Origin of the sequence: Aestuariibaculum sp. M13 (assembly GCF_024723255.1) — a bacterium.
In the GTDB taxonomy this organism is placed as follows: domain Bacteria; phylum Bacteroidota; class Bacteroidia; order Flavobacteriales; family Flavobacteriaceae; genus Aestuariibaculum; species Aestuariibaculum lutulentum.
This window is the reverse complement of record NZ_JANIAC010000004.1, coordinates 84,168-104,053: the sequence shown is the minus strand read 5'-3', so window position 1 is coordinate 104,053 and position 19,886 is coordinate 84,168. Positions and strand designations below refer to the sequence as shown.

Here is a 19,886-nt window from a genome sequence, read left to right as displayed (position 1 = left end):
AAATTTTTCAAAAATTTTCAATTTACACTTAAAATTAACCCTCTTTACGATTAAAACGCATCTCGTAAAACTTATTCTTAATGACTAAATCGATTGGTCGGTTTTGAATTTTAGATTCCAGCCAGGAAATAATATCTAAATATAAAAATGCCCGACTTTGGTGAGGATCGTTTTCATACTGTTTTAATTTTTTATGAAGTTTTATAAATTCGTTCTTCACTTCATGCGGATAAATATCGCCTAAACCACGTAAAAATTTAATGAACTCCTTTTGAACTTCATACAAATCTTCCATTTTAATAAGGAATTTATAGGTGCTTCTTATTAGGGTGTCGAGATTATAATCCATTCCGGCTTCGTAATGTGCTACCAAATTCAAAATTCTTGAAAAACACAATAAATCTTCACGCATTTGAAGGGATTTATTACTTATGATTTTCTCCAAATAGTAAATACACTTTTTGGTTTCTCCGGCACCAAAATACATACTGGCTATCTTATAATAGAATACCATAACGTGATGCTCATCAATACGATCTCTAAAATCTTTAAGTTTTTCCAAAACTTCTTCAACCAAAGGCAAACCTTCTTTAAAAGTCCCTTCAATAAAATGAAGATTAAATTTATTGTTATAGATATACAGGAAGGTTAACCCATCAACGTTATCGTCTCTGGTAAACCACTTTTCCTGAGTGACATTCTCTAAACGAATAAGTGTTTCTTTAAACTTTTCATAATGTCTCAGGTAAAACAAAGCTTCTAACAAATAATGATTTCCGCGTAAGAAGAACACCGGATTTAAAATCATCATATCCCTGTTCTCATAAAACAAATCGACCCACTTAGTCGCATATTTATAACTCGCCAAAAAATCTAAGGTTAAAAAACTATACCAAAGGTTTGCTTTATACAACCAAAGTTTTTCTCTAAACCCAAGTTTATTAATATCATACTTAGGCATTCGGGCATTATAATATTTAATAATACGCGTGCTTTCCTTGGCATTTTTTACATAACCAGTTTTTAGAAATTGCCCATACAACTGAAGTGAAAGATTTGAAAGTTTACTAGCAATAACATTTTGCTGACTCAATTCCTTCGCCTGAATGGCCAACTCGTCTGCTCGGTTATTTAAACTTCGAGTGATATATTGTGACTCAATGATTTTCTCAAACTCCACAATTTCGTAAGCCACATTCTTTTCCTCATTTGCAATCGCCAGATTCTTGGCCTTATCTAATATTTTCAAACTTTGTTTATAAAGTCCTTTATGATAGAGTATGGTTGCGAAATCTAACTGTTCCCGGATTTGAATTCTAATGGTTTGGTGCGACGGGTTTAAACGAAGACTAATAAGAATCTGCTTATATAAATGGGCCTTTAAATTAGATAACTGTTCTTTTTTTACAACTCCCTTTTTTAAGATGGTTGCTTCGTCGTAAGCTGGTAACTTTTCAAGAATATTAAAGAGAGTTAAAAATTTTGAATCTTCATTCACACCTAACCGCCCTACATAGAGCTTAAACTGGCGCTTTTCTGACTTTGAAAGCGATTTTACCAATACAAACAAATTATCTTTTTGTTCTTTTGTCATAGTTCTAAAAACAGTTTTAAAATACTGATTTACAATATTTTAACTGAACAGCTACACAGTTAAACATCGTAAAAAAAAATCGACCAATTATCCATTTACAAAACCAAAGTATACATTCGTAAATCAAAATGAAAATTTATTTTACTAAATGACTAATACGAACGTCCAAATTTTTGACACAACGCTTCGCGATGGAGAGCAAGTCCCAGGCTGCAAATTAAATACCGAACAAAAATTAATCATAGCTGAACAGCTCGATAATTTAGGTGTTGATATTATTGAGGCTGGTTTTCCTGTATCAAGCCCTGGCGATTTCAAATCGGTAGAAGCCATTTCTAAAATTGTAAAAAACGCTACAGTTTGTGGTTTAACACGCTCGGTTGAAAACGATATTAAAGTAGCGGCCGATGCGCTAAAATATGCTAAAAAACCTAGAATTCATACTGGTATCGGAACTTCTGATTCACATATTAAATTTAAATTTAAATCGAATCAAGATGATATTATAGAACGCGCTGTTAAAGCCGTTAAATATGCTAAATCTTTTGTTGAAGATGTTGAGTTTTACGCTGAGGATGCAGGAAGAACAGACAACGCTTACTTAGCACGTGTGTGTGAGGAAGTGATAAAAGCAGGTGCTACGGTTTTAAATATTCCAGATACAACAGGATATTGTTTACCAAGCGAGTATGGTGCAAAAATTAAATATTTAAAAGAAAACGTAAAAGGTATCGATAAAGCCATTTTATCTTGTCACTGCCACAACGATTTAGGCTTAGCAACAGCTAACTCTATTGAAGGTGTTATAAACGGTGCAAGACAAATTGAATGTACTATTAATGGTATTGGTGAGCGTGCTGGAAATACAGCTTTAGAAGAAGTTGTTATGATATTAAAGCAACATCCTTATTTAAATCTTGATACGAATATTAAAACCGAAATGCTATACGGTTTAAGCCATTTAGTTTCAGATAATATGGGTATTTACACGCAGCCAAACAAAGCTATTGTAGGTGCAAATGCCTTTGCTCACAGTTCAGGTATTCACCAGGATGGTGTGATTAAAAATCGTGAAACTTACGAAATTATAGACCCTAAAGATGTAGGCGTTACAGAATCGGCTATCGTTCTTACTGCAAGAAGTGGTAGAGCAGCTTTAGCCTATAGAGCAAAAAATGTTGGATACGAATTAACAAAGCTTCAATTAGATGAAATCTATCAGAACTTTTTAGATTTTGCAGATAAGAAAAAAGAAGTTGAAGATGATGATATTCACTATATTATAGAACACAGCAGATTATACAAAGAGATTGTCTCTGCTTAAAAACACGTAGCTTATGAAATTAAATATAGCTGTTTTACCTGGTGATGGTGCCGGTCCGGAAGTTACAGCTCAAGCCGTAAAGGTCTTGAAAGCTATAGCTATGGAATTTAACCATGTATTTAATTTTACCGAAGGTTTGGTCGGTGCAACTGCCATTCAAAAAACCGGCATCCCACTACCAGAAGAAACCTTAGATCTATGTGAGAACGCAGACGCCGTTTTATTCGGCGCTATTGGAAACACATCTTACGATTTAGACCCTAATGCTAAAGTAAGACCCGAGCAAGGTCTTTTAGGATTACGAAAATCGTTAGGTTTATATACCAATATCAGACCCGTAATTGCTTACGAAGAATTATTAAATAAATCGTCGCTTAAGAAAAGGCAAATTAAGGATACCAATATTCTTATTTACCGCGAGCTTACCGGTGGCATTTATTTTGGTGAAAAGTTTTTAAGTGATGATGGAAACAAAGCCTCAGACATTTGCGAATACAACCGCTTTGAAGTTGAGCGTATAACGCATTTAGCCTTTAAAGCCGCACAGTCCAGAAAACGTAAATTAGCATTGGTTGACAAAGCTAATGTGTTGGAAAGTTCGCGTTTATGGCGTAGAATAGTACAAGAGTTAGCCCCACAATACCCAGATGTAACCGTAGACTATCTTTTTATTGATAATGCCGCCATGGAGCTTATTATCAACCCAAGACAGTTTGATGTTATTTTAACCGAAAACATGTTTGGCGATATTTTATCGGAAGAAGCCAGCGTTATCGTGGGATCAATAGGATTATTAGCTTCAGCCTCCATTGGAGATAAACATGCCATGTTTGAACCAATTCACGGTGCGTATACAAAAGGTGCTAATAAAGGCATTGCTAATCCTATTGCCTCTATTTTATCGGCAGCCATGTTGCTAGAACATTTTGGACTAGATGATGAAGCAGCATTGGTTCGTGAAGGTGTAGACAAATCTATTAAACTACACATTACCACTCCCGATTTAAATACGAAATACGATCATATAACCACAACTAAGGTAGGAGACTTCATCGAGGATTTTATTAATAATCCTGACGAAACCAATCTAAACTTTACCAACATACATTTAGGGCAGTCCACAATCATTTGATTACTTTGAGTTAGTCACCAAAATTAAAATTATTGTAGTCCTTAAAAGCGCATAGTCTCCTATGCGCTTTTTTAATTTTATGCCCCCACCAAAAATCTCGAATAGCGTTTAAAAATTTTTCTAGATAAATAAACCGTAAGCAAACTTAAACCTACAGAATAAACCAGCAACAAAACAGTTCCTGAAATAATATTTAACGGCTCTATTTCATTAAATAACAACACCGATTTAAACAATGACAGAGAACTAAATAATATAAACCCATGTAAAAAATAAATAGCAAATGAATCTCTCGCTACTACATTAAGCCATTTTATTTGCCTGTATTCAAACTTCTTAAACACTAATAAGATTAAAACCGTGAAGCATAGCTTCTGAACGTAAAACAACGATTCTTTTAAAGAAACTTTTCCAAAATAATCCAACTGATTATTATACAAATAAAACAAGCTTAAAGTGCTTAAAATTGCTATTGCAAGAATCTGAAATTTATATGCTTTAAACTTTCCAAGTGTTTCATTTATATCGCTTCCCAACCACATGCCAAAAGCATAGGCTCCGGTAAAATACAACATCGTTTCAAGCTTTAAAACATATTCATGGGCCATTTGAATTCTTGAAATTACAAGCGGCATCAAAACAACTAACAAGAATAATCCTTTTGTAAAATTACTTTTGTTTTGGAGCCAATCTAAAACCGGAGTAACTAAATAAAGAAACACTAAAACAGGAATGTACCACATCACAAAATTAGCTTTCCCGTAAATTAAATTCCGAAAAGTTGTGCTAAGGTAAAACCAAAAATTCTCAAAAAATCCTTCCTGACTTTTAAACCTAATTCTAAGAAACGTAAAAATTAAGGTTAGAAAAATATAAGGCACAATGATGAACTTAAGCTTACTTACATAAAAACGCTTAAATCCTTTTGGTTTTAAAACACTGCTAAAAAGCAATCCCGAAATAATCGCAAAATAAATGGTGCTGTCATGATAAAACACCTCGCTAATCATGACTAACAAATAGGATTCGTCGAAAACACCTCGTGCCCCTATAGTAGCAGCAGCAACAGCGTGACCAAATACGATAATTAAAATGGCTAAGCCACGAAAACTATGCACATAACTTAAAAACGCAGACTCCTTGCTAGCCATAACCTTTGAATTAACATAAACAATATACGAAGCTTTTAAGCTTAACAGACAGCCTCCAAAAAATAAAAATCACATTAAAAAGCGATTAACTCTCTAATGTGATTTCATTTTTCATTGACCTAAAGGTTAGTTTATTCAGGAAACTTATCTCGAATTTTATCTAAACATAAGTTGTGAATACTACCTTCGTGTGTGTGTTTTTTTGAGGTATCCGGCACATAAGTTCCATCCTGAACTTGTCCCCCTATTTTTTGATATGCCTCTCTAAAGGTTTGCCCTTCAACAACCAAGGTATTAATATTATCAACCGTAAATAAGTATTTATATTTTTCGTCGTTGATATCAATATCTTTTACAATAACTTGTTGAATAGAGAAATTGAAAATATCCAGAATATCTTTAATTTCTTCAAAAGCTGCAATCATATTTTCTTTTAACAACTGAAAATCACGATGGTAACCACTTGGTAAATTATTAGTAATTAAAACCATTTCGGTTTGTAAAGCCTGAATTTTGTTACACTTACCACGAATCAATTCGAATACATCCGGATTCTTTTTATGTGGCATGATACTACTTCCGGTTGTTAATTCATCCGGGAATGAAATAAAACCGAAATTCTGACTCATATACAAGCAAGTATCCATCGCGAAACGCGCCATGGTATTGGCTAAACTTCCTAAAGCTGCCGAAATAGTGCGTTCGTTTTTACCACGCCCCATTTGTGCTGCTACCACGTTGTATTTTAACGTCGCAAATTCCATTTCTTTGGTGGTAAATTCACGATCTATCGGGAAGGAACTTCCATAACCAGCTGCAGATCCCAACGGATTTTGATCTACCGTTTTTATGGCTGCATCAATTAAAAAGACATCGTCAATCATTTGCTCGGCATAGGCTGAAAACCATAACCCGAAAGACGATGGCATCGCCACTTGTAAATGCGTATAGCCCGGTAAAACCTTATCTTTATAAACCTCAGCCTGACTCAACAAGGTTTCAAAAAGCGTTTTTACTTTTTCTCTAACCAAGCCAAGATTTTCCTTGTAGTATAAATGACAAGCCACTAAAACCTGATCGTTTCTTGAGCGTGCCGTGTGAATCTTTTTACCAACATCGCCTAAATTAGCTGTTAGTTCGTATTCTATCTTAGAATGTACGTCTTCAAACTGAGCATCGATAACAAATTCTCCAGCTTCAATTTCATTCGCTAAAAGGTCTAAACCTCCAAGTAATTGCTCTAATTCAATAGTGGTTAAAATACCAATCTTATGAAGCATTTTGGCGTGTGCTTTAGATGCAATAACATCGTATTTTGCAATATGAATATCAATTTCCCTGTCGTTACCAACAGTAAATTGCTCTATTTTTTTATCGATTGATATACCTTTATCCCAAAGTTTCATTCTATCTCTGTTTATTTGTTTATTCGTTGAATTGTTTAAACGATGACACGTTTTAACAATTCAATATAAATATCTATGCCTTGTTCAATTTCATTCAGATAAATAAATTCATCTGCGGAATGTGAGCGCGTGCTGTCTCCTGGTCCTAACTTTAACGACGGACAGCTTAACACCGCCTGATCTGATAATGTTGGCGACCCGTATGTTGTTCTTCCCATTGCCACACCTTCCTGAACTAAAGGGTGCTCTACTGGAATACTTGACGAATTTAATCGCAAGCTTCTTGGCTTAATACTCGTGCATGGCGACTGAGCTTGTAAAATTTCGGCAATTTCAGCATTACTGTAAGCATCATTTACACGAACATCAATTACCAAATCGACGTGACCTGGCACCACATTATGTTGTGACCCGGCGTTGACCTGAGTAACCGTAAGTTTTACATCACCTAAAGCTTCAGACGTCTTTTCAAATTTAAAATCCTTAAACCACTGTAAGACTTCAATAGTATTGTAAATGGCGTTATTATCGTTTGGATGCGCGGCGTGGCTCGGCGTTCCAGCCACAACAGCATCGAATACCACCAGACCTTTTTCGGCAACAGCCAGATTCATTAAAGTTGGCTCACCTACTATCGCCACATCCACTTTAGGAATGATTGGTAGCATACTGTTTAAGCCGTTTGGCCCGCTACTTTCCTCTTCCGCGGAAGCGACAATGACTAAATTATATTTTAAATCTTCTGTACTGTAAAAATAGGTGAAGGTTGCAATTAACGACACCAAACAACCTCCTGCATCGTTACTTCCTAATCCGTATAATTTACCTTCTTCAACAATGGCTTTAAACGGATCTTTGGTGTAAGCACTGTTAGGCTTTACCGTATCGTGATGTGAGTTTAATAATAAGGTTGGTTTGCTCTCATCGAAATATTTATTGACTGCCCAAACGTTATTTTGGGTGCGCTTGCAATCTATATTATAACGCTTAAACCAATCTTCAATAAGCAATGCGGTCTGATCTTCCTCTGAAGAGAAAGACTGTGTTTCTATTAATTGTTTTAATAGATTTATTGCATCGTTTTTTAATTCTACTTCCGTCATTTTATAATGTTATGGCTGTAAAATTATCATTTTCCTGTGTCAACATCGAGGTATTTCCCATATTTATAGTTGCAACGCCATTATTAAGTGCATCGAAACAGTTTTCTAATTTTGGCAGCATACCATCGGCAATAATACCTTGCTCTAATAATTCACCATATAACTTGGTGTCTATGTGTTTAATAACAGAATTCTTATCGTTGATATCTTTTAAAACACCGTTCAATTCAAAACAGTAATAAATAGAAGTTTCGTAAAGTTCACTCATTCCGATAGCAATTTGCGAGGTAATCGTATCGGCATTAGTGTTTAACAACTGCCCCTTACCATCGTGGGTAATGGCGCAGAAAACAGGTGTAAAATTAGCTTCAATTAACTTATTTACTGAATGATAAGCCACCGATTTTACATCGCCCACAAATCCGAAATCGACCTCTTTTACGGGGCGTTTATCTGAAGTAATACTGTTGGCATCGGCTCCGGTTAATCCAATAGCATCAATACTTAAAGCCTGTAGCTGGGCAACAATATTTTTGTTGACCAAGCCACCATAAACCATGGTAATGACTTCTAAAGTTTCTGCATCCGTAATACGACGACCGTTAACCATTTGCGATTCTATACCCAGTTTTGAAGCGATATGTGTCGCGCGTTTTCCGCCTCCATGCACTAAAATTTTCTTTCCTTCTAATCCTGAAAACAATTTTAAAAAGTCAGCTAAAGCTGAAGCATCTTCAATTATGTTTCCTCCTATTTTTACTATGGATAATTTTTCTTTAGGCATTTTCCAATATTTTCTTTAATACTAATTGCGCCGCATACGTTCTGTTATTTGCCTGTTGAATAACGATTGAACTATCGCTATCTAAAACAGCATCTTCAACAATAACATTGCGCCTTACCGGTAAACAGTGCATAAATTTAGCATCACCAATTTTATCTTTAGTAATCATCCAATTCGGGTCTGTATTAATTACTTTTCCGTAGTCTTCATAACAACTCCAGTTTTTCACGTAAACAAAATCAGCATCTTTTAAGGCTTCTTCCTGATTATGAATTACAGGTGTATCGCCAACAATGTCCGGACTTAAATTATACCCCTCAGGATTGGTAATTACAAAATCGACATCCATTTTCTGCATGGCCTGAGTAAAACTATTCGCTACCGCATGAGGCAACGCCTTAACATGAGGCGCCCAGCTTAACACCACTTTTGGTCTGTCCTTTTTCTTATATTCTGAAATAGTTATCGCATCAGTTAACGCTTGTAGCGGGTGGCCCGTAGCACTTTCCATATTAACTAAAGGTACAGAGGCATACTTTTTAAAAGCATTTAGAACTTCTTCACTTTCATCTTTAGTCTTATCGGTTAATGTTGGAAACGCTCTAACGGCAATAACATCGCAATATTGAGAAACCACCGCAGCAGCTTCCTTTATATGCTCGGCTGTATTTCCATTCATAACAGTTCCATCTCCAAACTCAATACCCCAGGCATCTCCGGAAACATTCATTACAATAGGATTCATCCCTAAGTTTAAGGCTGCTTTTTGAGTGCTTAACCGCGTACGCAAACTTGAATTAAAGAACAATAACCCAAGGGTTTTATTGCGTCCCAATTCAAGATGTTTTAACGGATCTTGTTTTAACTCTTTAGCTTCCTCAATCCAGGAATTGATGTCATCGATATCATGTATGGAGGTGTAATATTTCATCTGTATAGTTCTTTAGTTTTTTATTTAATCTTGGTAAACGGCACTTTGTTTTCGAAAGCATTCAGCATAAAACGATCTTCCAGTCCGTTAACAATCCAAGTCTCAATATTTGCTTTTTTGGCTACGGCGGCAGCTTCTATTTTTGATTGCATACCTCCACTTCCATGTGATGATTTTGAGTTAACAACTTCACTTTGTAAAGCTTCAAAATCTTCAACTAACTCTATGGTTTGTGGCGTACCGTTTTCCATAGATTCCTTGGTGTAAATACCATTGGTATTGGTTGCTATAATAAATAAATCGGCTTCTAAAAGCGATGCTGTTAAAGCACCCAGTTTATCATTATCGCCAAATTTAATTTCATCGGTTGCAACCGTATCATTTTCATTAATAATGGGAATATAATTATTGTTCACCAACACATTAATGGTATTAACAATATTGGTACGACTTTCCTTTTTTTCGAAATCGGAATACGATAACAAACACTGTGATGTTAACAACCCGTATTCTCTGAAAATCTCCTGATATATTCTTATTAAGTGCGGCTGACCGATAGATGCCAAAGCCTGTTTTACAAAAACATCCTTTTGCTTACTTTCCAGTTTCACAAACTGTTTAGCCACGGCAATGGCTCCCGAACTTACAATAACAAATTCGCAGGTATCCTTCAACTCTGCTATCTGACTTGCCAAGTCTTCGATTTTTCCTCTGGAAATATTATCGGTTTCTTTGGTTAATGTATTAGAACCTACCTTAAGTAATATGCGTTTCTTTTTCTGCATGCCTATCTTATTTGTCCGTTACCGTGAACATACCATTTATTCGTTACTAAATGCTGTAAACCTATCGGACCACGTTGATGTAATTTATCGGTACTAATCGCTAATTCTCCTCCAAGTCCTAACTGACCACCATCGGTAAAACGCGTTGAAGCGTTGTGGTACACCGCTGCAGTATCTACATTTTCCATAAATACTTTCGCTTCATCCTCATTAGTTGTAATAATTGAAGAAGAATGCCCACCAGAATATTGGTTGATCATGGCAATAGCCACCTGAGTTGACCCGATTTCAGCAATAGCGATTTTAAAATCTAAAAACTCCTGATACCAGATATCGTCAGATTCTATAGCTTCAACACCTTCATATTTCGCTATGTTTTCATCACCTAAAATCTGAACATCAAAATTCTTTAATTCTGAAATTAATGTATTTATAAAGCTTTTCTTATTCGGAAGATTAGCATCAATTAACACTTTATCAAGTGCATTACACGCCGAAATTTTAGCTGTTTTAGCATTGATAATCACTTTTAAAGCAATATCCAAATCGGCTTCTTTATGCACATACACAAAGTTATTTCCACGTCCGCTAATAATTACCGGACAAGTCGCATGTTCCTTCACAAAAGCAATTAAACGCTCGCCACCACGTGGCACAATTAAATCGACTTTTTGTGTTGGATTTTCCAAAAACGCCTGTGTTTCGGTTCTGTTGAATTGTAAATATTCTACCCATTCAGTCGACGCTCCATTTGCTTTTAAAGCCTCATGCCACAAATCAACAATTTTTAAATTAGAATCGGTAGATTCCTTTCCGCCCTTAAGTAAAATTTTGTTCCCCGATTTAAAGGCAATACCAGCCGCTTCAACGGTAACATCCGGGCGCGATTCGTAAATAATCAGCACCGTTCCGAAGGATGCAGTTTTATTATACACCTGCATGCCATTATCGTGCTTGAAACTAAAACGCTCTACACCAACGGGGTCTGCCTGAGATGCTAAATGCGTTACCGAAGCAATCATTTCGTCTACTTTAGCATCGTTCACTTTTAAACGATCGTACATCGAAATGTCGTCGCCATTGTAAGCTTCAAGATCGGCTTTGTTAATTTCTATAATCGCTGTACGTTCTTTTTCAAGAAGTTCAGCCATTTTTAACAATACAGCGTTTCTTGTTTCAATTGATAATAAGGTGTTCATTTTTTATATCCTTATGTGATTTCTCCTATCGGCGAAATGACACGTTATTTTTATACTTCAACCGCTTCTAGCTCCTTTTTTAAGGCCTTAAAAAACTGATCGATATGTTCCTTTTTAATTGTTAATGGTGGTAAAATTCTAAGTAACTTTTTATTTGAAGCCCCACCAGTAAAAATATGGTGATCGTAGATTAATTTCTTTCTTAAATCTCCCACTTCAAAATCGAATTCTAAACCAAGCATTAAGCCACGTCCTTTTATATTTTTTATCTGAGGAATATTTTTAGCAATTGAAATAAAATACTCAGCCATCGCATTCACATTGTCGATTAATTGTTCTTCTTCAATGGTGTTTAAAACCGCTAAACCAGCAGCACATGCTAAATGATTACCACCAAAAGTGGTTCCTAACATACCGTATTTTGCTTCAATATCCGGATGAATTAAAATCCCGCCAATAGGAAATCCGTTACCCATACCTTTAGCAATTGAAATCACTTCCGGAGTCACATTATAATGCTGAAACGCGAAGAATTTCCCGGAACGTCCGTAACCAGACTGTACCTCATCGGCAATAAAATAGGTGTTATTCGCTTTACAAAGCGTATCAACCTGCTCGTAAAATTCGGCAGTAGCCTGATCTAAACCTCCAACCCCTTGAATAAATTCAACAATAACCGCACAAACATCTCCTTTTTCTAACTCGGTTTTTACACCTTCAATATCGTTTAACTCCAGAATGGTTACTTCCTGCTGCGCATTTATTGGTGCTATAATATTAGGATTATCGGTTGCTGCAACAGCCGCCGATGTACGTCCGTGGAATCCGTTTTTAAACGCCACCACACGCGACTTTCCTGTTTTAAAAGAGGCTAACTTTAATGCATTTTCATTCGCTTCGGCACCTGAATTACACAAAAATAAGTTGTAACCTTCACAACCAGAAAGTGCTTCCAACTTATCGGCCAATTCCACCTGGATTGGATTTTGAATAGCATTTGAATAAAATCCTAAAGCATTCACCTGATTGGTAATCGCAGCCACATAATTAGGATGCGCATGACCAATAGAAATTACGGCATGACCACCGTAAAGGTCTAAATATTCGGTATTATTTTCGTCGTAAACGTGAATACCCTTCGCCGATACCGGCGTTACATTATATAGTGGATAAACGTCAAATAATGGCATTTTAATTCTTTTTAATTTGATTAATTTTTTCGAATGAAGCTATAAGCCCCTGAATTAAAGCAGAGCTTAATCCATTATGTTCCATAGCATTCAAACCTTCTATCGTACAACCACTTGGAGTCGTTACACGATCGATTTCCTGTTCTGGGTGTTTCCCGCTTTCAATTAATAAACTAGCTGCTCCATAACAGGTTTGTGTTGCTAATTGGTGAGCTTCATGGGCTTCGAAACCTAACTGAATAGCCCCTTGTGTCGTAGCACGAACCAAGCGCATCCAAAACGCAATTCCGCTGGCGCAGATAACGGTTGCTGCCTGTATTAATTCTTCCGGAATCACCAATGTTGTTCCTAATTGATTAAAAATATCCTGTGCTAAACTCACTTTATCCTGAGCTTTATCGTTTGCCGAAATACAGGTCATCGATTTACCAATAGAAATCGCTGTATTAGGCATGACACGCATGATATTTTTATCGCTTCCAATAATACTTTCAATCCTTGGAATTTCAACTCCGGCAGCCACAGAAATAACAATATGGTTTTCGGTAATTTTCCCTGAAACTTCTTCCAGAACCTTATCTATATGTTTGGGTTGTAAAGCGAAAATAACAATATCTGACTGCTCTACAGCCCACGCATTGTTGTTAGTCGTTTCAACGTTTTCAACGCCTTTAAACGCCTCTAAGCTACTCGCTTTTCGGCTACTTAAAAACAATGAAAAAGTATTGTTTTTAATAAGTCCGTTTGCAATCGAACTTCCTAAATTACCGATTCCTATTACTGCTATTTTCATGTGTTGGTTAGTTCTTTTTATTAGAAATAAGTCGCTTTCAAGTTCAACCCAGTGGTTTCTTCAAGTCCGAACATTAAATTCATATTCTGAACAGCCTGCCCGGAAGCACCTTTTAATAAATTATCTATAATACTGGTTATTAACAATTTTCCGTTATGTTTATGTAAATGAATTAAACACTTATTGGTATTAACTACCTGTTTTAAATGTAATTCTTCATCGGAAATAAACGTAAATTCAGCATCTTCATAAAAATCTTTATAAAGCGCTTTAGCTTCTTCAACCGAACCCGAAAAATCGGTGTAAAGCGTTGCGAAAATTCCCCTAGAAAAATTTCCTCGGTTAGGCATAAATAAAATATCTGAATCGAACCCGCCTTGTAATTGTTTCACCGATTGGTTAATTTCTCCTAAATGCTGATGCGTAAAGGGTTTATAATATGAAAAGTTATTATCGCGCCACGTGTAGTGTGTCGTTGCCGAAAGGGACGTTCCTGCTCCGGTAGCTCCGGTTACCGCATTAATGTGAACATCTTCATTTAACAATCCTGCATTCGCCAGTGGCAACAAACCTAATTGAATAGCTGTTGCAAAACATCCTGGATTTGCAATATAATTAGCTGTTTTAATAGCTTCCCATTGTAATTCAGGCAGCCCGTAAACAAAGTTTTTTCCATTAAAAACTTTATCGGCTTCCAATCTGAAATCGTTCCCTAAATCGATGATTTTTGTGTTTTCTGAAAAGCTGTTTTCCGATAAGAATTTAACCGAATTACCATGCCCAAGACACAAAAACAACACGTCAACATCCGGATTTACCGTATCGGTAAACTCCAAATCCAGAGAACCCACAAGATCCTGATGAATTTTACTTATTTTATTTCCTGCGTTAGATGTACTGTATACAAAGTTAAGTTCTGCTCGTGAATGATTGATTAGTAATCTAACCAATTCACCGGCAGTATACCCTGCACCACCAATAATTCCAACTTGAATATTTTTCATTTTTACTGTTTTTCAAACTCATCATTTAGGTACTGAAACAACACTTTTAAAACTCCCACAAACAGTGTTTGTTCCTCTTAATATCAAATGCTCAGTGTGACAATTCAGGATGACAAGCTTTAGTTCTATTTTAATTTGAATTTACCTGTTGATAAATCTTGTTCTGGTTTCCAAAGATTTTAATAAATCCTTTAGCTTCATCTGCCGTCCAGCCCTTATTCTCCTCGCCGTAGCTACCAAACTTCGCACTCATTAAATCGTGCTCTGATGAAATACCATCTAACGTAAAGTGATAAGGTTTTAATGTTACTGTTACATCACCGCTAACTTTATCCTGACTACTTTGTAAAAAGGCTTCCATATCGCGCATTACCGGATCTAAGTATAATCCTTCGTGTAAATGCATGCCGTAGAAACTTGCAATATATTCCTTGTGTTGTAACTGCCATTTAGTAAGCGTATGCTTTTCTAATAAGTGGTGCGCTTTAATAGTGATTAATGCCGCAGCAGCTTCAAAACCAACACGACCTTTAATACCAACAATAGTATCACCCACGTGAATATCTCTACCAATGGCATAGGCCGATGCCAAATTATTTAAAGTTTCAATATTGATTTCAGGATCGTTTTCAATACCATTAACAGCTACCAACTCTCCTTTTTCGAAGGTTAATTTCACTTTTTCTTCTTCAGAATGTTTTAACTGAGATGGGTAAGCTTCACTTGGTAGTGGTTTTTCAGAAGTTAAAGTTTCAGATCCTCCAACACTGGTTCCCCAAAGTCCTTTGTTAATCGAATATTTTGCTTTTTCCCATGGCATATCAATACCATTAGCTTTTAAATAGTCGATTTCTTCCTGTCTTGTTAATTTTTTATCTCTAATTGGTGTTATAATTTCAATATCTGGTGCCAAAGTTTGGAAAATCATATCGAAACGCACCTGATCGTTACCAGCACCCGTACTACCGTGAGCAATATACTCGGCATCAATACTCTTTGCGTACTCAATAATCTCAATAGCCTGAATAATACGTTCTGCACTTACAGATAACGGATATGTATTGTTTTTTAATACGTTTCCAAAAACTAAGTACTTTACTACTTTTTGATAAAACGTTGCTACCGCATCTATATTTTTATAGGTTGTTACACCCATTTTATAGGCATTTGCTTCAATTCTATCAATCTCGGCTCTGGTAAATCCACCGGTGTTTACACTTACAGCATGCACTTCAAATTCTTTTGATAAGCTTACTGCACAATACGAAGTATCTAACCCGCCACTATAGGCAATTACTAATTTTTTCATCTGCTATATTACTTTTGGTCTTTTTTTTTTAAGAACATGGTTTCCTTGATATGTTTTAATCTGTTGAAAACCTTTTCTTTTACTTTTTTCTGTTTTTCTAATTTTGATTTAGGGTCGTAAAGCATCCCTGTACACAAACACATTTTTCGGTTGGTTCTTGTTAAAACATCGTAATTTCTACAAGTCTGACAACCATCCCAAAATGTTGAATCGTCGGTTAACTCAGAAAATGGCACAGGTTTATAACCTAAATCACTGTTCATTTTCATAACGGCTAAACCGGTTGTTATACTAAAAACTTTAGCATCAGGAAATTTAGTTCTTGAATGCTTAAAAATTTTGTGTTTTATCTTTTTTGCCAAACCCACATTTCTGTAATCAGGATGTACAATTAATCCTGAGTTGGCCACAAACTTACCATGTCCCCAAAGTTCTATATAACAAAACCCTGCAAACTTTTCGCCTTCCAAGGCTATAACCGCATTTCCATTTTCCAATTTTTTTGTGATATATTCTGGAGTACGTCTGGCAATACCTGTCCCTCTTACAGCGGCTGATTCAGCAATGGTTTCGCAGATAATTTCTGCGTATTTAGCATGTGATTTATTGGCAATTAATACCTCAATGTTTTTCATAAACCAATCTAGGTTATAAATAAAATGTTATGATAATAAATATTTGTTGCTTGTTTTTAGAATCCGAATAAAATTACTAGAATAAACCTAAAAACACAACATAACACACTGCAAGTGAGTTAAATTTAGGTAAAGTTAAATGGATTCTTTTTTGTTGAAGAAGCAGGGCACACCTACCTCGAAATAAATTATTAAACCCTCAAGGGGCGGCGAAAACGACGTGCAGGAATAAATGCGTTAAAACTTATGTTCAAAGACTGAACATTTAAAAATGTAAAAATATAATTTGTCGTTTTCATAATAGTAACTCTAAATCGTCGGCGTTAGCCCCTTTCGTTAACTAGATGATGCAATATTACATAAAATTTTTAAACCAAATTATTACATTTCTTAAAAAGCATGTAATTTTCACAAAAATTAATAATATATTCAATTTTACTTTATTTTGCACATAAATAACTCAACATAAAGCAATTTCATTAAGAATTCAACAAAGAATCCTATTAGCTACTTCACTAAAATCTTGAGTAAACGCAAAAAATAAATACATCAATCTCACATATTGCTTTATTTATATATTTGTTTAGAAACAACTAACTCCAAAAAATTTAATTAAATACTACGTGAAAAGCAACTTTATACTCTTTCTAATTGCTATTTTTTATTCATTTAATTTATCGGCTCAAAATCAAATTCTTATAACTGTAAAAAACAATAAAGACGACGTCCTTAAAGATGCCAGCATAAGTTTAAATTCTTCTAATTATTTTACAATTTCTTATTCCGAAAATTCATATCATTTAAAAAATATTCCAAACGGAAACTTTCAAATTTCAATAAGTCATTTAGGATATAAAACATTAACAGACTCCATAAAAATTCAAAATCAAACTTTAAAATTATTTTACACTTTAGAGGATGATTTATTAAATCTTGAAACCATTGTTGTTACAGGAAATTTTGACTCCAGAAACAAATTAGAGTCTAGCAACTCTATAAGTAATCTTAATGAAAATGATCTATCTAAAATACCTGTTCGTGGAACAGCTCAAATAATTCAAAATATCCCTGGAATCTTTACTGATGCTTCGGCCGGTGAAGTTTTTACCCGTGTTTACACCAGAGGTATTTCGGCATCTGCAGAAGACGACATGGGTTGGTATTACGTAGCTCTTCAGGAAGACGGACTACCTATTAGCCTTGTTCAGCATTCATATTACGCCCCTGATTTATTTTACAGAAACGACATAACAACCACCAAACTTGAAGCCATTAGAGGAGGAAATGCTTCAATAACTTCCATGAATGCTCCTGGCGGAATTTTTAATTTCATCTCTAACAAAAAAAGAAATGTACTAGGTGGTGAGATTCAACTACAGACAGGAACACAAGGGAACAACAATATGTTTTACAGAGCAGATGCTTCTATTGGCAGTCCTCTAGGTAACAACTGGTATATAAACGCCGGCGGGCATTATAGACATGATGATGGTGCCAGAAATACAAATTTCACGTTCAGTAAAGGCGGACAATTTAAATTCAATGTTTTAAAGGAAAACAGTCGTGGGTATTTTAAATTCTACGGAAAACTATTAAACGATAACACGAATCGCTATACTGGAGTTTCAGCTGTAAATTGGAATAATCCGCAGCCCGCTTTCGGACAAAGTTTTAAATCGACTGCCTTAATGATGCCTGAATTTAACGCCTCGATTCCTGATGGCAGAAACTTGCTGTCTTTAGATCATTTTAATCCTGCTAAAGGTATTCATGCACAGGACTATGCTTTTGGAATAGATTTATCTCAAAAATTAGGTAATAACTGGACCATAAAAAACAACATAAAAGTTTCAACTAAAAGCGCCAACTGGCAAACTTCAATTAGTAATGCCTTTGTTTCTTTAAATAATCCGTTAGCTTACTTTATTACAGGTGCACAATTCCCAATAGGTCAAATTGTTTTTAAAGACACCCAGTCTGGAATTGAATTAGCCAGAATTGATAATAGCGGTATTTTAGCAGGAGAATCATTCCAATATTTAACTGATGGTCGATTACCGAATGATGCCATTATGGGCACTTCAACATGGCTAAAAGACAATGAAGCCGATGAATTAATTCAGCAACTTATTTTAAAAAAGCAATTCGAGAATCATATTTTAAACTTCGGATTTGCTACAGGATTATCAAACACCTCTGTATTTACGCAAGGAAGCTTTGCTTTTGTCACTTATGAAAACAATCCTAGAATGTTATCTGTAACTCTAGAAAATCCGAACGAACCCATAACGTATTTATCAGACCAAAACGGAGTAAGCAATTACGGCGGTTTATTTTTTGGCAATAGCCGTGCTCATATTACTCAACTGGCATCCTTCGCCAATGACAACTGGCTATTAACAAACAATCTGAATTTAGATCTCGGTGTCAGATTTGAAAGCATTACACATAAAGGCAGTAACGACCGCTATGCTCCATTTACCCAAAATGGAGGTTTAGATAGCAACCCTTATACCGATTATGACAATGGCGTATTAACACCAACCGGAGAAAAAGACCTATTCAATTTCACCTACAATTACATTTCGTATTCTGGAGGGGTTAATTATAAAACATCTAAACAAACTGCTCTCTTTTTAAGGTTCTCAAAGGGCAATAAGGCTCCGGAACTGAATTACTATTTCAACAATTTCTCCAACACTCCAATAAACAGAAAAGGCGAAATTCAGAAAATAAATCAATTAGAACTGGGGTTAAAATCAAGTTTAACCAATTTTTCAATTGCAGGAACTTTGTTTTACAGTCAGCTTAATAAAATTGGAGCATCTAACTTTGAATTTGATGAAACTACCAATGCCGTTTTTTACACCCCTATGCAGTTTAACAGTTCAAAAACAATAGGTTTGGAATGGGAAAGTATTTACTCGCCCTTAAAGAACCTGAAATTCCTATTCAATGGAATACTTCAAAACCCTAAAACAAAAACATGGACTATTTACAATGCTAACGGAACTGCCGATACTGAAGACGATAGTATAACCAATTACTCAGGAAATACACTTCCATATAATCCAACGGTCATGTTTAATCTAAGTACGGAATATGAATTTAAAAACATGTCCAGTTTTGTTAAATGGCAATTTATGGGAGAAAGAGAAGCTAACGTGGCTAATGCTTTTCAACTACCTGCTTATAGTATTTTTGATTTTGGAATGACATATAAAATATCAAACAATATTTCAACCAGTTTACTTATTACCAATCTTTTTAATTCAGAAGGTTTAGCCAATTTCTACGGAGCAAATAGTTTTGGAGCCAGTGCCAACGGAATTACAAAAGATTATATTGAAGGCAATCCCGATGTCAGCTTTATTGTAGTACCTGTATTACCTCGAGGAACATTTTTAAAATTAAACTACAAAATTTAATACATGTTTGCTCTTTTTAAAAATTAAGATTTAATAGTAAAAATTAAGGGTAAAAACATTGAGCTAAGTAATAATATTGAACCTAATACTTTAAACCCTCTCGAACCAATTAAAAATT

At 35.3% G+C, this 19,886-nt stretch carries 16 protein-coding genes; 3 read left to right on the top strand and 13 right to left on the bottom strand.

All coding sequences use genetic code 11. The features are described from left to right. Positions 1–34: 34 nt before the first annotated feature. Positions 35–1,594, bottom strand: coding sequence for a hypothetical protein (locus NO995_RS14180; protein ID WP_240573651.1), 1,560 nt, complete (start codon positions 1,592–1,594; stop codon positions 35–37). 148 nt (positions 1,595–1,742) lie between these two features. Here NO995_RS14180 and NO995_RS14175 point away from each other — a divergent pair, with 148 nt between their 5' ends. Together NO995_RS14175 and leuB are read left to right on the top strand one after the other, a co-directional pair. Continuing rightward, complete coding sequence (locus tag NO995_RS14175; protein WP_240573652.1) at positions 1,743–2,918, top strand: 2-isopropylmalate synthase; 1,176 nt, start codon at positions 1,743–1,745, stop codon at positions 2,916–2,918. Positions 2,919–2,931: 13 nt separating this feature from the next. Beyond that, a complete protein-coding gene (gene leuB / locus NO995_RS14170) occupies positions 2,932–4,050 on the top strand; it encodes a 3-isopropylmalate dehydrogenase (RefSeq protein ID WP_258228077.1) in 1,119 nt (372 codons plus the stop codon). Between the two features lie 77 nt (positions 4,051–4,127). On the opposite strand, the gene NO995_RS14165 is transcribed toward leuB, so the two are convergent. From NO995_RS14165 to NO995_RS14110, 12 genes are all read right to left on the bottom strand, one after another. Next, a complete protein-coding gene (locus NO995_RS14165) occupies positions 4,128–5,201 on the bottom strand; it encodes an acyltransferase (protein ID WP_258228076.1) in 1,074 nt (357 codons plus the stop codon). Positions 5,202–5,332: 131 nt separating this feature from the next. Then, positions 5,333–6,607, bottom strand: a complete 1,275-nt coding sequence (gene argH / locus NO995_RS14160) for an argininosuccinate lyase (RefSeq protein WP_258228075.1) — start codon at positions 6,605–6,607, stop codon at positions 5,333–5,335. A gap of 35 nt (positions 6,608–6,642) precedes the next feature. Next, positions 6,643–7,710, bottom strand: coding sequence for a M20 family metallo-hydrolase (locus tag NO995_RS14155; protein ID WP_258228074.1), 1,068 nt, complete (start codon positions 7,708–7,710; stop codon positions 6,643–6,645). 1 nt (position 7,711) lies between these two features. Next, a complete protein-coding gene (argB, locus tag NO995_RS14150; RefSeq protein ID WP_258228073.1) occupies positions 7,712–8,494 on the bottom strand; it encodes an acetylglutamate kinase in 783 nt (260 codons plus the stop codon). Continuing rightward, positions 8,487–9,425, bottom strand: coding sequence for an acetylornithine carbamoyltransferase (locus tag NO995_RS14145; RefSeq protein ID WP_258228072.1), 939 nt, complete (start codon positions 9,423–9,425; stop codon positions 8,487–8,489). The genes argB and NO995_RS14145 overlap by 8 nt, the downstream gene beginning before the upstream one ends. 20 nt (positions 9,426–9,445) lie before the next feature. Continuing rightward, a complete protein-coding gene (gene proB / locus NO995_RS14140) occupies positions 9,446–10,210 on the bottom strand; it encodes a glutamate 5-kinase (RefSeq protein WP_258228071.1) in 765 nt (254 codons plus the stop codon). 2 nt (positions 10,211–10,212) lie between these two features. After that, positions 10,213–11,409, bottom strand: a complete 1,197-nt coding sequence (locus NO995_RS14135) for a glutamate-5-semialdehyde dehydrogenase (protein ID WP_258228070.1) — start codon at positions 11,407–11,409, stop codon at positions 10,213–10,215. A gap of 50 nt (positions 11,410–11,459) precedes the next feature. Next, positions 11,460–12,599, bottom strand: a complete 1,140-nt coding sequence (locus NO995_RS14130) for an aspartate aminotransferase family protein (RefSeq protein WP_258228069.1) — start codon at positions 12,597–12,599, stop codon at positions 11,460–11,462. A 1-nt stretch (position 12,600) separates the two neighbouring features. Beyond that, a complete protein-coding gene (proC, locus tag NO995_RS14125; protein ID WP_258228068.1) occupies positions 12,601–13,392 on the bottom strand; it encodes a pyrroline-5-carboxylate reductase in 792 nt (263 codons plus the stop codon). Positions 13,393–13,412: 20 nt separating this feature from the next. Beyond that, entirely contained in the window at positions 13,413–14,396 is a 984-nt protein-coding gene (argC, locus tag NO995_RS14120; RefSeq protein WP_258228067.1) for an N-acetyl-gamma-glutamyl-phosphate reductase, read from the bottom strand. Positions 14,397–14,526: 130 nt separating this feature from the next. Beyond that, complete coding sequence (locus NO995_RS14115) at positions 14,527–15,705, bottom strand: argininosuccinate synthase (protein ID WP_258228066.1); 1,179 nt, start codon at positions 15,703–15,705, stop codon at positions 14,527–14,529. 8 nt (positions 15,706–15,713) lie between these two features. Then, entirely contained in the window at positions 15,714–16,331 is a 618-nt protein-coding gene (locus tag NO995_RS14110) for a GNAT family N-acetyltransferase (RefSeq protein WP_240573837.1), read from the bottom strand. Between the two features lie 632 nt (positions 16,332–16,963). On the opposite strand from NO995_RS14110, the gene NO995_RS14105 reads away from it, so the two are divergent. Next, the gene (locus tag NO995_RS14105; RefSeq protein ID WP_258228065.1) at positions 16,964–19,768 is read left to right on the top strand and encodes a TonB-dependent receptor domain-containing protein; all 2,805 of its coding nucleotides are present in this window, start codon (positions 16,964–16,966) and stop codon (positions 19,766–19,768) included. The last annotated feature ends 118 nt before the right edge of the window (positions 19,769–19,886 follow it).